Origin of the sequence: Nocardiopsis alba (assembly GCF_000710955.1) — a bacterium.
In the GTDB taxonomy this organism is placed as follows: Bacteria; Actinomycetota; Actinomycetes; order Streptosporangiales; family Streptosporangiaceae; genus Nocardiopsis; species Nocardiopsis alba.
In genome coordinates, this window is record NZ_BAZE01000005.1 from 270,839 (window position 1) to 283,658 (window position 12,820).

The 12,820-nt window shown below is 70.3% G+C and carries 8 protein-coding genes; 3 read left to right on the forward strand and 5 right to left on the reverse strand.

Annotated features, from left to right (window positions below; translation table 11 throughout):
• Positions 1 to 240 precede the first annotated feature (240 nt).
• The 3 genes from recD2 to TR33_RS11820 form a co-directional block, all read right to left on the reverse strand.
• The gene (gene recD2 / locus TR33_RS11810) at positions 241 to 2,496 is read right to left on the reverse strand and encodes an SF1B family DNA helicase RecD2 (protein WP_187294526.1); all 2,256 of its coding nucleotides are present in this window, start codon (positions 2,494 to 2,496) and stop codon (positions 241 to 243) included.
• Positions 2,435 to 2,917: an MmcQ/YjbR family DNA-binding protein gene (locus TR33_RS11815; RefSeq protein ID WP_014911329.1), complete on the reverse strand. Its 483-nt coding sequence runs from the start codon at positions 2,915 to 2,917 to the stop codon at positions 2,435 to 2,437. Before TR33_RS11815 ends, recD2 begins: the two co-directional genes overlap by 62 nt.
• Before the next feature lie 69 nt (positions 2,918 to 2,986).
• A complete protein-coding gene (locus TR33_RS11820) occupies positions 2,987 to 3,538 on the reverse strand; it encodes a hypothetical protein (protein WP_014909583.1) in 552 nt (183 codons plus the stop codon).
• A gap of 324 nt (positions 3,539 to 3,862) precedes the next feature.
• Here TR33_RS11820 and TR33_RS11825 point away from each other — a divergent pair, with 324 nt between their 5' ends.
• The 3 genes from TR33_RS11825 to TR33_RS11835 all read left to right on the forward strand — a co-directional run bounded on the left by TR33_RS11825 (position 3,863) and on the right by TR33_RS11835 (position 8,295).
• On the forward strand, positions 3,863 to 6,010 hold the full coding sequence (locus TR33_RS11825; protein WP_042283116.1) for a bifunctional metallophosphatase/5'-nucleotidase: 2,148 nt from the start codon (positions 3,863 to 3,865) through the stop codon (positions 6,008 to 6,010).
• 265 nt (positions 6,011 to 6,275) lie between these two features.
• Positions 6,276 to 6,944, forward strand: a complete 669-nt coding sequence (locus tag TR33_RS11830; RefSeq protein WP_014911258.1) for a response regulator transcription factor — start codon at positions 6,276 to 6,278, stop codon at positions 6,942 to 6,944.
• Positions 6,945 to 7,008: 64 nt separating this feature from the next.
• Positions 7,009 to 8,295, forward strand: coding sequence for a sensor histidine kinase (locus TR33_RS11835; protein ID WP_026124799.1), 1,287 nt, complete (start codon positions 7,009 to 7,011; stop codon positions 8,293 to 8,295).
• Positions 8,296 to 8,671: 376 nt separating this feature from the next.
• Here TR33_RS11835 and TR33_RS11840 read toward each other — a convergent pair whose 3' ends face one another.
• Positions 8,672 to 10,864, reverse strand: coding sequence for a glycosyltransferase (locus TR33_RS11840; protein WP_042283118.1), 2,193 nt, complete (start codon positions 10,862 to 10,864; stop codon positions 8,672 to 8,674).
• Positions 10,865 to 11,030: 166 nt separating this feature from the next.
• Positions 11,031 to 12,782 carry a hypothetical protein gene (locus TR33_RS11845; protein ID WP_017533457.1) on the reverse strand — a complete coding sequence of 584 codons (1,752 nt, stop codon included), beginning with the start codon at positions 12,780 to 12,782 and terminating at the stop codon, positions 11,031 to 11,033.
• Between the last annotated feature and the right edge of the window lie 38 nt (positions 12,783 to 12,820).

Sequence of the window (12,820 nt, forward strand, 5' to 3'; positions counted from 1 at the left end):
AAAACACACCCCCGGGCGCCGGCCTTCTGCGGCCGGCGCCCGGGGGTCGGCGCTCTCCGGGGGGAGGAAAGGGCGCCGTTTCTCATGTTGGCCTCGATAGCACTCGCGGGAAGCTTCTCGCCGGTGAACGAGTGACTGTTCGAGAGCCTATGCATCCGGATGAGCCCATGGGGGTGGTTCGGGGAAGGTTTTCGAACTTATTCAGGGACGAAAACGGTCTTTTCCCCACGCAATGGGCGCTCAGTTGAGGGAATCGGCGCTCGAGTAACCGGAGAGACGCAGTCGATGGCCGAGCGCGGTGTGACGACGCCCCGAGGAGACGTTGCGCACCGCCTGCGCCAGGGCACGACGGGACCCCACCAGCACGACCAGCCTCTTGGCCCGGGTGACGGCGGTGTAGAGCAGGTTGCGCTGCAACATCATCCAGGCGCTGGTGGTCACGGGGATCACGACCGCCGGATACTCGCTGCCCTGGGAACGGTGCACGGTGATGGAGTAGGCGTGGGCCAGCTCGTCGAGTTCGGCGAAGTCGTAGGCGATCTCCTCGTCCTCGTCGGTGCGCACCGTCACCTCCTGGGCGACGGGATCGAGGCCGGTGACCACCCCGAGGGTGCCGTTGAAGACACCGTTGCGGCCCTTCTCGTAGTTGTTGCGGATCTGGGTGACCTTGTCGCCCACCCGGAAGATCCGGCCGCCGAACCGACGTTCGGCGACACGTTCGCCCGGCGGGGTGAGCGCGGCCTGGAGCGCGGAGTTGAGGTTGGCCGAACCGGCGGGGCCGCCCTTCATCGGGGTGAGCACCTGGACGTCGCGGAGCGGGTCGAGCCCGAAGCGTCGGGGGATGCGGCGGGCGACCACGTCGACGGTCATCTCCGCGGCCTCCTCCGTCTCCTCACAGGGGAAGAGGAAGAAGTCGGCCATCCCCCGCAGGTGGGGAGGCTCCCCCTGGTTGATCCGGTGCGCGTTGGTGACCACCCCGGACTGTTGGGCCTGCCGGAAGACGTGGGTCAACCGCACGCTGGGGATCGGCGACCCCTCCTCCAGAAGGTCGCGGAGGACCTGCCCGGCGCCGACCGAGGGGAGCTGGTCGACGTCCCCCACCAGCAACAGGTGGGCTCCCGGCGGGACCGCCTTGACCAGCTTGTTCGCCAGGATGAGGTCGAGCATGGAGGCCTCGTCGACCACCAGTAGGTCGCAGTCGAGGGGGTTGTCCCGGTCGTGCGCGGCCTCACCACCCGGGCGCAGCTCCAGGAGCCGGTGCACGGTGGAGGCCTCGTGTCCGGTGAGTTCGGTGAGGCGCTTGGCGGCGCGACCGGTGGGCGCGGCCAGGATGACCTCGGCGCCCTTGGCCCGCGCCATGGTGACGATGGAGGAGACGGTGAAGGACTTGCCGCAGCCGGGTCCGCCGGTGAGCACGCACACCTTCCGGGACAGGGCCTCCCGGACCGCCTCCTTCTGGGCCTCGGCGAGGGAGGTACCGGCGCGGCGGTCGAGCCAGTCCAGCGCCACCGGCCAGTCGACGTCGGCGAAGGCGGGCATGCGCTCCTCGGGTGTGTCCAGCAGGGTGCGCAGCCCGGTGGCCAGACCCATCTCGGCACGATGGAAGGGCAGCAGGTAGACGGCCCGGACCGGCTCCCCCTCGGGGCCGGGGACGTTCTCCCGGGCCACCCCCTCGTCGGCGACGAGGCGGGCCACGCACTCGATCACCAACCCCGCCTCCACCTGGAGGATCTTCACGGCGGCGGAGATCAGCCGCTCCTCGGGCAGGAAGCAGTGCCCCTCGTTGCTCGACTCGGACAGGGTGAACCGGATCCCGGCCATGACCCGCTCGGGGCTGTCGTGCGGGATGCCCACCGCCTGGGCGATGGTGTCGGCGGTCTTGAAGCCGATCCCCCACACGTCGTCGGCGAGCCGGTAGGGCTCCTTCTGGACGACCTCGATCGAGGCGTCGCCGTACTGCTTGTAGATGCGCACGGCCAGCGAGGTGGTGACCTGAACCCCTTGGAGGAAGAGCATGACCTCCTTGATGGCCTTCTGTTCCTCCCACGCGTCGGCGATGAGCCGGGTGCGCTTGGGGCCCAACCCCGGAACCTCGATCAGCCGGGCGGGGTCCTCCTCGATGACGTCCAGGGCGTCGGTTCCGAAGTGGCCGACGATCCGTTCGGCCATCTTGGGTCCGATGCCCTTGATCAGGCCGGATCCGAGATAGCGGCGGATGCCCTGCACCGTGGCGGGCAGCACGGTGGTGTAGTCGTCGACCTGGAACTGGCGGCCGTACCGGGGGTGGGAGCCCCAACGGCCGCGCAGCCTCAGTGCCTCGCCGGGCTGGACCCCGAGGAGTGAGCCGACGACGGTGAGCAGGTCGTCGGAGCCCCGACCGGTGTCGACCTTGGCGACGGTGTACCCGGTCTCCTCGTTGGCGTAGGTGATGCGTTCAAGGACGCCCTGGACCACGGCCTGTTTGAAGGGAGGAGAGGTCTCGGATGGGGTGGGCACCGCGCGTCGCCGTCCTTTCTCGGTCGTCGGCGTCGTCCGTCGGAAGTCGGTCTCCCAGGGCCCCGAGCACCCGGTCGCGGTCGGCGCGACGCAGGCCTCGGGCGACGCTCCGGTAGGAGTGGTCGACCATCTCCACGAACTCGTCGTCGGGGACGGTCCCGTCCAGCCGCACGGAGTTCCAGTGCCGCTTGTTCATGTGCCACCCGGGGGTGACGGCCGGGAAGAGGGCCCGTAGTTCCAGCGCCGTCTCCGGGTCGCACTTGAGGTTGACCACGGCCGGCCGGTCCTCGTCACCCGGCATGAGCAGCGCGAACATCCTCTGCCGGGCGATCTTGTAGACCAGGGGCCCGGGGCCGAAGGGTTCGCTCTCCTCCGTCTCGGGGAACCACAGGGCCACGTCGATGAACCGTTCCGGTGTCATCCGTCCTCCCTCGCCGACGATCGTCGTCTCCTCCGAGAGTGCCAGAGGTCGACGACGATCGGGACGACGTCAGAGGAGCCCGTAGTGGGCGCGCCCCTCCTTGGAGAACATGTTGGCCAGCATCCAGCAGGTGAAGCCCAGCGGGACGAGCATGAGGAGCCCGCCGCCGAGGACGTTCCACAGCAGGAACAGGCCGGCCAGCCCCTGGAACACCACGACGCCCCAGTAAGCGCCGACGGTCCGGCGGGCCAGCCGCCGACCCAGCATGAGGGAGGCCACGCCGTACAGGCCGGTGACGAGCGCGTAGACGGCCATCAGGGCGCGCATCGTCTCGACGTCCATGACCATCTCCACCCCCTCCTCGGCCATGAGGGCGGTCTGCTCGTCCAGGGCCTGGGCCATCATGTCGGTCGGGAACGCCAGGGGCAGCAGGAAGATGAGGGAGAGCAGGACACCGCACGCGCCGCCGATGTACATCAGCATGCGGGTCGTCACGACCTTCGCGGGCATGGGGGCGTCGGGGCCCATGGCCTCGAAGCGTGCGTTGAAGTCCGACATCCCGCGCGGCGAGGGGACCCCGCCCCGATTCGGGTCGTACGGGTCCTGGCCAGAGGAAAACACGGACGTCCTCCGAGGGATGAGCGAGCCGACGGTCCCCACCATGGTAGAGGCGCGCCGGTGCGACGGCCACGGGCTCCCGACGATCGGTACGGGATCGCGCCCCGGTCCGGTCACCCGGGGCGACCGGCCGCGGCGGACGGTGACCTCGGACGACCCGTGCGGGGCGGTCGTCCTTCGAACGCCGGGAGATTCTGCAAATCGTAACCCCCTGGTCCGTGCCTCAACACCCGACCACGCCTAGGGTGAACAGGCTCCGCCCCCGTTCACCCCGGCGGTGCCCCCGACAGTTCCCCCGCACGATCCCCCGAAGGAGTAACAGCGGACATGTCCAGACTCGTGCGTGCCTCCGGCGCACTGTTCCTGAGCGGCGCGCTGGTGGTGCCCCTAGCGCCGGCCGCCGCGGCCGAACCCATGAACGCCTCCGACGAGGCGGCCTTCACCCTCACCGTCCTGCACGCGAACGACCCCGAGTCGGCGCTGCTGGGTGCCCCCGCCGATCCGGAATACGGCGGAGCCGCCCGGTTCGGCACCCTCGTCCAAGAGCTGCGAGAGGACGAGAACGCCGGCGTCGACGCCGAGGCCGGCGAGTCCGAGAACCGCGGCGTGGTCACCGTCAACTCCGGTGACATGTACCTGCCCGGCCCGGAGCTCGCCGCCTCCCTGGAGGAGGACGCCCCCTTCTACGACGCGATCGGCGCCTCCTACGTCGGCTACGACGCGATCTCCATGGGCAACCACGAGTTCGACTTCGGCCCCGACCTGTACGCCGACTTCATCGGTGAACTGTCCGAGAACACCACCGTGGTCGCCGCCAACGTGGACGTGTCCGCCGAGCCCGGGCTGGCCGCGCACGAGGCCTCCGGCAGGATCGCCCCGAGCACCGTCGTGGACGCCAATGGCGAGCAGGTGGGCATCGTCGGCGCCCTCTACCCGCCGCTGGCCACCATCACCAGCTCCCGCGACGTGGTCGTGGACGAGGTCGTCGGCCCGGTGCAGGCCGAGGTCGACCGCCTCACCGAGGAGGGGGTGGACAAGATCATCATGATCTCCCACCTCCAGAACATCACCTACGAGGAGCGGGTCGCCCGTGAGCTGACCGACGTCGACGCCATCGTCGCGGGCGGCGGCCACGAGGTGATGGGCTCCGAGGACGACGTCCTCGTGCCCGGCGACTCGGTGAACACCCACCCCGGGACCGGTGAGCCGCTCACCTATCCGCTGGTGGCCCAGAACCCCGACGGGGTCGACGTCCCGATCGTGACGGCCGGCTCCAACTACAAGTACGTGGGCCGTCTCGTCATCAACTTCGACGCCGAGGGGAACCTGGTCTCCGTCGGCGACCGTTCCGGTCCGGTCGTGGTGGACGGCTCCGTCACCCCGCACCCGGAGATCGAGGAGCGCGTCTCCGGCCCCGTGGCCGACCACGTGAACGAACTCGCCGAGACCGAGATCGCTCAGAGCGAGGTCGACCTCGAAGGCCGCCAGTCCCCCGGCGTGCGCACCCAGGAGACCAACCTGGGGAACCTGATGGCCGACGCCCTGCTGGACACAGGCGCGCGCAACGCCGCCGAGTACGGGGTTCCCGAGCCGCAGATCGGTATCCAGAACGGTGGCGGCATCCGCAACGCGTCGCTCATCCCGTCCGGTCCGATCACCGTGCTGGACACCTACTCCATCGCCCCGTTCGCCAACCAGGTCGCGGTGGTCCCGGACATCCCCCGCTCCCAGGTCAAGGAACTGCTGGAGCAGAGCGTGGTGGCCGCGCCGGCGGCCAACGGCGGGTTCATGCAGGTCGGCGGGGTCAACTTCGCCTACGACCCCGAGCGCACCGCGCAGGTGGTCGACGAGGAGGGCACCGTCCTCACCCCGGGCGAGCGCGTGCGCAACGTGATCCTGCACGACGGGACCGTGCTGGTCGAGGACGGCGAGGTCGTGGAGGGCGACCCCATCACCATCGCCACCAACGACTTCTCCGCGCGGGGCGGCGACATGTACCCGTTCCGCGGCGCCGACTACACCGTGGTGGGCTCCAACTACCAGGGCGCCCTGGAGCTGTTCGTCACCGAGACCCTGGAGGGCCGGATCGGTGCCGAGGACTACCCCGAGGGCGGTTCCGGCCGCATCGTGGTGGGCGACGAGGCCACCGTCCCCGGTGACGACGGAGGCGAGGGCGGCGACCCCTCCTCCACGCTGGAGCTGGACCGGACCCCGGTCCGCGACGGCATCGCGATGCACCTGCGCTACACGACCGACGCCCCGGACGCCGGGAACGTCGTGGCGATCTTCCGCGGCGGTGACGAGCCGGGGGTCGACGCCCCCTTCGCGGAGATCAAGGCCCACAAGTCCGAGGGCCGTGCCGTGACGAACACCCGCGGGCTGGGCACGGGCGAGCACCGGGCCTACCTGCTGACCGACACCGGTGAGGTGTTGGCGGGTCCGCTGACCTTCGAGGTCGTGCCCCGCAGGGGCTGAACGAGGATCCGGTGATCCGGGATCGAGGGGCCGACGTCCATGACGGGCGTCGGCCCCTTTCCGTGTTCCGTGCTTCTTTTCGTGCGCGCGGTACTCTTCGTCATCGGAGTTCCTCCCCGACCACACCAAGAAAGTCCAAAGAAAAGAATCTACGTAGCCGATTAACCTATTTGACCGTTATGTGATTAGCGTATTTTCGGTCAACCTTGGGCCATCCGGCGCGCATAATAGGGAAATGCGCCACCCTGGACCTACGATCGGCTCCATGACCTGCGTTTTGCTGGCCGAAGACGATGTCTCGATCTCCGAGCCTCTCGCGCGTGCGCTACGCCGCGAGGGCTACACGGTGGACGTGACCGTCAACGGCGTTGAGACACTCGACCGCGCCCGCGCCGGAGACATCGACCTCATGGTCCTGGACCTCGGCCTGCCCGAGATGGACGGTCTGGAGGTGGCACGTCGTCTCCGCGCCGAAGGACACGGAACGCCGATCCTCATCCTCACCGCCCGCGCCGACGAGGTCGACACCGTCGTCGGCCTGGACGCCGGTGCCGACGACTACGTCACCAAGCCCTTCCGGCTCGCCGAGCTCCTCGCCCGCGTCCGCGCCCTGCTGCGTCGCGGAGGAGCCGAGGTCCCCGTCGTCCACGGGGTCCGCATCGACAACGACTCTCGTAGAGCCTGGCTCGGCGACCGTGAACTCCAGCTCACCACCAAGGAGTTCGACCTGCTCCGCGTCCTCGTACGCGACGCGGGCAAGGTGGTCACCAGGGAACAGATCATGCGCGAGGTGTGGGACACCAACTGGTGGGGGTCGACCAAGACCCTCGACATGCACATCTCGTGGCTGCGCCGCAAACTCGGCGACGACGCCAACCAGCCGTCCTACATCACGACCGTCAGGGGCGTCGGCTTCCGGTTCGAACGAGACTGACACGACCTTGGGTTCGACGCGTTCCCCGGTCGACCTCGCCCGGGTCGGACGGACGTGAGGTGACATGCGCAGGCGGATGGTTTTCTCCACCCTGGTGGTGACCGTCATCGCCGTCATGCTGCTCGGACTGCCGCTGGGTGCGCTCACCTACAAACTGGTGCACGACGAGAACAGCCGCCAGATCGAGGGCGAGGCGGAGCTGCTCGGCTTCGAGATCGACAACATGCTCGAGCGGGACGACGAGGTCGACCTGACCTCGATCGACCGGGAGTACAAGGACCGTTACGTGCGGATCACCACCGCCGACGGTTCCACCGTGCTCACGGCCGGAGACCCGAGGCTCAATCCTCGCGCCGCGGACTCCCCCGGGCTGATCCGGGGCTCGGCGACCACCGAGGCGGGCACCACCGTCGAAGTGTGGACCGACTCCGAATCACTTCAGGAGAGCGTCATCCGGGCCTGGCTCGGCATCGCCTCACTGTCTCTGCTGGCCATCGGCGTCGCCGTCGGTCTGTCCATGGTCCAGGCCCGCAGGCTCACCCTGCCCCTGGTCGACCTGGCGGCCACCGCCGAACGTCTCGGCTCCGGCGTCACCACGCCCTGGGGCCACCGCTACGGCATACCGGAGGCCGACCGCGTCGCCGAGGTCCTGGACCGCAGCGCCGAACGCATCGCAGGCCTCATCGCCACCGAACGCCACTTCGCCACCGACGCCTCCCACCAACTGCGCACCCCGCTGACCGCGCTCACCATGCGGTTGGAGGAGATCATCGCCGAGGCCCGCAACCCCGAGGTCGTACGCGAAGAGGGAGAAGCGGCCCTCGCCCAGGCCGAACGCCTCACCGAGACCGTCGAAAGCCTGCTCGGCCGCGCCCGCAAGAGCCAGAACCCCGAGGTCGAGGCCGTCGCCCTCGACCCCGTCCTCAACCATCTCCAGGCCGAATGGTCCCCCGTCTTCCAGCAGGAACAACGCAGGCTCCTGGTGACCGGCGACCCCGGCCTGACCGCCATGACCGTCCCCGCCGACCTCGCCCAGATCCTGGCGACCCTCGTCGAGAACGCCTACAAACACGGCGCCGGGACCGTCACCATCCGCCGCCTCGACACCGGACAGTCCGTCCGCATAGAGGTCAGCGACGAAGGTGAGGGCGTGCCCGAACACCTCTCCGGACGCATCTTCGAACGCGAGGTCAGCGGCGGCGGAGGCACCGGCCTCGGCCTGGCGCTCGCCCGCCACATCGCCGAATCCGAAGGCGCCCGCATCGAACTCGTCCAGACCAGGCCCACCACCTTCGCGCTCTTCCTGCCCGCCGGAGCCGGCGGCCTGTCGAAGATGACGGGGCCTGTCTAGGGGTGTGCCTCCGCCGGTGCTTCGAGTGCCCCGGGGGGAGGTAGGAGGTCGGGTGACCGTGACACCACAGGGGGTCGAGGTAGGAGACCGCGGGCCCGTTCAACCCTGCTGGGGCTGGGGCCCGAGAGTGTTTGCTTTGCGCCTCCGCTGGCGCTTCGGCGCGTGTTCGGGCGCCAAGGGAGGGAGCGTTCTTCATCCTCGTCTACGCCTGGCTCGTTCCTCGCTGGCGGCTTGACTCGTCTTGCAGAACACTCCCGGCGCCCGAACGGGCAACCCCCCGTGGCCGGGACAGGAGACCGCGTACAGCGACCCCAGGGGGTGCGGGTAGGAGACCACGTGCACCGACCCCTGGGCCTCTTCGGCCCAGGGGCGAGGGTCAGCCTCCGGTGGTGGCGTGGGCGGTGGAGGGGGCCTGTTCGGGAAGCCGGCCCTGGACGACCAGGTCGCTCCAGAGGGAACGCACCCGCTCCAGGCCGTAGACCGAGGTCACCTCGGCGCGGGCGCGTTCGCTCTCCTCGGCGAACCGGCCCTCGGAGACCGTCGCGTGGATCGCCTCGGCCATCGCCACCGGATCGTCGTGGATCCAGTGCGGGTCGTAGATGGTGTCCGAACCGGGCCACGGCAGCAGAGCCGGCACTCCCCCGGAGGCCGCGCATTCGGCGGGCGCCAGGTGGAAGGACTCGTCGTCGCTGGTGGAGAGCATGAAACCGACCCGGCGCAGCCAGGTGGCCACGTCGGGGCCGAAGGGGTCGAAGATCACCCCTGAGGCGAGCGACTCGTCGCGCTGGATCCTCCGGTAGACCCGTTCGAAGTAGGTCCGCTCCTCAGGACGGTTCCAGATCCACCAGTACTCCCAGGGCTGCTTGGTCTTGACCGACATCGTGTAGCGCGGGTCCAGACGTCGCAGCTCGGCGAGCACGTCCAGGCCTCGGTCCAGGCGTTTGCGGGAGGGCGCGATACCGATCATGCCCAGCGAGTACTCGGCCCCCGCCAGCTTGGGACGGTCCAGTTGGCGATCGTCCACCCAGTTGGGCAGGACCACCACCTTCTCGGCGGGCCAGCCGGTGATCTCGCGGGTCAGGTCCGCGTAGTGGGGGCTCACGCACACCACGGCGTCGACCTTGGACACGTCCAGGCGGCGCGGCCACTCCGCGTACAGCTCGAAACGGTGCAGGCGGACGATCAGGCGCTGCTCGGGCCGCTTCCACTTGGCGTAGAAGAGGGCGTTGGGGCCGCACCACTCACAGATGACCACGTCCGCCCAGGCGGCGAGTTCGCGGGAACGGTACTGGTCGTGGGTGCTCAGTCCCTCCCACTCGTCGATGCGCACGTCCAGACCGGGCAGCGAGTCGAGGTACTCGGCGAGGCGGGTGAAGAACTTCAGGTCGTGGCCGGCGATGACCACCTTCAACGGCAGTTCGGGGTCGGTGCCCTCGGGGGCGGCCGGCAGGGCCTCGGCCAGGTGGCCGCGCAGTCGTTCGGCGGCCCGCTCCAGGGCGTGGTCGGCGGCGGCCGTCCGGCAGCGTTCCGCCGCGTCGGCGTACACGGCGCGGTCGTTGTAGGCGCGGGCGATCACGGCGGCCACCGAGGCGGTGTCCTCCCCCGCGAAGAGCGGGTAGTCCTCACCGAGCATCGCCTCGTGCATGGGGGTCCGGTTGAGCACCACCGGTAGGCCGAGCGCGCCCAGCTCCAGGACCTTGGTGGACAGCTCCAGGCTCGCGTCCATGTCCGGGTCGCGCCAGGAGAGCCCGAAGTCGCACTCGGCCGACTGGCGCAGCGCCTCGGCGCGGGCCATACCGCCGCGCCAGTCCACGTTGGGCGTGCCCTCCAGGGCCTTGCGCATCCGTTTGGCCCAGTCGGCGGGTTCGGCGTGGATCTTGTCGCCGATCATCACCAGTTCCGAGTCGACTCCCAGACGGGAGAGCTCCTCGGGCAGCCCGGTCATCTCCAGGGTGTTCCAGCGCGGGGCGAACTTGCCCGTGTAGGTCAGGCGGGTGCGGGCGTGCACCTGTCCGTCGGCGGAGACGCCCGGGGGCACCACCACGACCGGGGGGAAGAGCACCGAACGTCCGCACGCGGCGGGGACCGTGGTCTCCAGGAACGCCCGCAGTTCCTCGGTCTGGCAGAGCAGGAAGCGGGAGGCCAGGGCGATCTCGGTGAGTTCGGCGGTGGCCGTGGCGGTCAGTTCGTCGACGCTGTGCGGGAAGTCGGTGAGGTAGGTCCACAGACGTCCGGACAGGGCCTCCTCCTGGGCGGCCAGACCGGCGACCCGACGGCCCCGGACGACCACCAGGTCGAAGGGCTTACGGGCGTGCAGTCGTCCCGCCAGCTCCACGGCCTGCTCGGGGGTGATCCCCCGGGGACCGAGGTCAGAGAGCATACGGTCCTCGTAGGGACGGACCAGTCGGACCCCGGGGACCTTCTTCAAGGGCGCCGTGAGCCGGTCGGTGCGCACCGGCGCCTTCAACAGCAAGGTGACCTCGCAACCTGCCGCGGCCAGGGCCTGGGCCATCGACTGCGCCCAGATCGCCGAACCGTCGATGATGTTGAGGTCCACGTCGCCGTACAAGAGTGCGCGCGGAGGAACTGTGCTCACGTTCTTCCCTTCGGATGCTGGTGGGTGGCCCATGCGGGAGAGTTCGCCGCGCCGGAGCCGTCGCCGCCGGGCGACGGACGGGAGTCACCGCGCCGCGGGCGTCCGTCGAGGGTGGCGGCGGGTGACGAACGGACGGGGGTCAACCCACGGCCCCCGTGGAGGCGTCGACGTGGGTGGAACCCTCGTCGTCGCCGTCGGGCCCCGTCCCGTGGTCCGGTCCCAGGGCCAGGAGCCGGGTGCCGCGCCGGTTCCATTCTCGTGGGTGCCAGGACTTCCGGAGCAGGTCGGTGCGGGCCAGCTCGGGCTCGATCCCGGTGACGAACACGTACTGTCGGACCCCGGTGTTCCGGTCGAAGAAGCCGCGTTCCCCGCCCCCGTCCGGTTCGGTTCCGTGTTCGGCGGTGTCGGGGATCCCGACGGCGTCGGCGCCGGAGCACTCGGCCGCGCAGACGAGGTCGACCAGACGGTGTCCGCCGATCGTTCCGGTCCACAGGTAGGCCCAAGGTCTGGTGGCGCGTTCGGCCAGGGCGGCCCACTGCCCGGGGGCCAGGCCGCCCGGTCCGGTGGTGCCGGCCTCCCGTTCCAGCTCCTCCGGGGTGTCGGGCGCCGAGAGGTGGACCGTGAGGACGGTGACGCCCTCCGCCCGCAGCCGTTGAAGGCCGGGCAGCCGGCCCGCGGTGTCGGGGACGACGACCTCGGCCGGTCGCAGGCGCGAGGAGAGCAGGTCCTCGGCGAGTCGATCGGCCTCCTCCGCGGAGCCCGGGTCGGCCAGGACCGCGACGCCACGCCCGCTGAGCGGGAGTTCGGTGCCGGGGGTCCCCTCGGAGAAGTCGAGGCCCTCCAGGAGCGTGGCCAGGCGGACCGGGGTGGCCTCCTCCAGGAAGACCTGGCGGAGCATGGTCCGTACCTCGCGCGGCGTGGGGCCGAGCGAACGCAGTCGGGGAACGCTGACGGTCAGGTCCTCGCTCTCGGGGGCGGGGACGGCCGGGTGGGAGACCACCCGGGTGCCGCAGGCCCAGGCCCGGCGCCGCAGGGCGGCCTCGCCGGGGGTGGATTCGGGGATCACCGCGACGTTCGCGGCGCGCAGGGCGTCGGCCAGTCCGGGCGAGTCCACGTCGATCACGCCCACGCCGAGTTCGAGGAGCACGTCGGGGACGACGGTGTCCGGGCCGGTGCGGACGTAGACCGCCTCGGGGCCGAGGGCGAGCTCGGCCGCGACCGGGTTGAACAGGTGCAGGGGCACCCCGGCGTCGCCCTTGTACACGCGGTCGAAGCCGAGCCTGCGCAGTGCGGGCGGGGCGGTCCCGTCGTCGAGGAGGACGGTGGGGATGCCTCGGGAGCCGGCGGACTCCAGGACCCAGTGCAGGGCCCGGGTGCGGTCGACGGCGGCCGGGTCGCCCACGTGCGCCCACGAGGAACCGGGGGCGGCGGCCGAGGACGAGACCAGGAGAAGGTCGACGTCGACGGCGTCCATGACGATCTGCGCGTCGTGCGGGCGCAGCACCACCGAGCTCAGATAGGGGTCGATGGCCTTCTGGACCTCGGGTCCCACGACGGTCGCGGCGACCAGACGGTCGGTGCCGCCTCCTCCGAGGCCGGTGAGGAGGCGGGCCTCCTGGCGTTCGGCGTCGAAGGAGCGGACCGGTTCGACCCGGCGGCGTTCGGCGTGGTTGGTGGTACCGCTGCGGCGCCATAGGCGGTAGAGGTCGCGCGGCAGGCGGACCAGGGAGCGGCCCGGTCGTTTGGCCGCCGCGGTGAGAGCCCGCCCCACTTGGAGGGAGGTGGACCCTTCCAGCGCCGCCAGGCGGGCCTGGGCCTCCTGAAGCTGGGCCTCGCGTTCGGCCAGGGCTTGCCGAAGCTGTTCGGTCTGGCTCTGTTCACGCCGTTTCACGGTCTGCCACCTTGTGCTCGGGTCGGACGGCCCTGTCG

Excerpts from the sequence above, each read along its gene's own strand:
- TR33_RS11835 (WP_026124799.1), top strand. The coding sequence starts at position 7,009 with ATGCGCAGGCGGATGGTTTTCTCCACCCTGGTGGTGACCGTCATCGCC.
- TR33_RS11815 (WP_014911329.1), bottom strand. The coding sequence starts at position 2,917 with ATGACACCGGAACGGTTCATCGACGTGGCCCTGTGGTTCCCCGAGACG.
- TR33_RS11830 (WP_014911258.1), top strand. The coding sequence starts at position 6,276 with ATGACCTGCGTTTTGCTGGCCGAAGACGATGTCTCGATCTCCGAGCCT.
- TR33_RS11825 (WP_042283116.1), top strand. The coding sequence starts at position 3,863 with ATGTCCAGACTCGTGCGTGCCTCCGGCGCACTGTTCCTGAGCGGCGCG.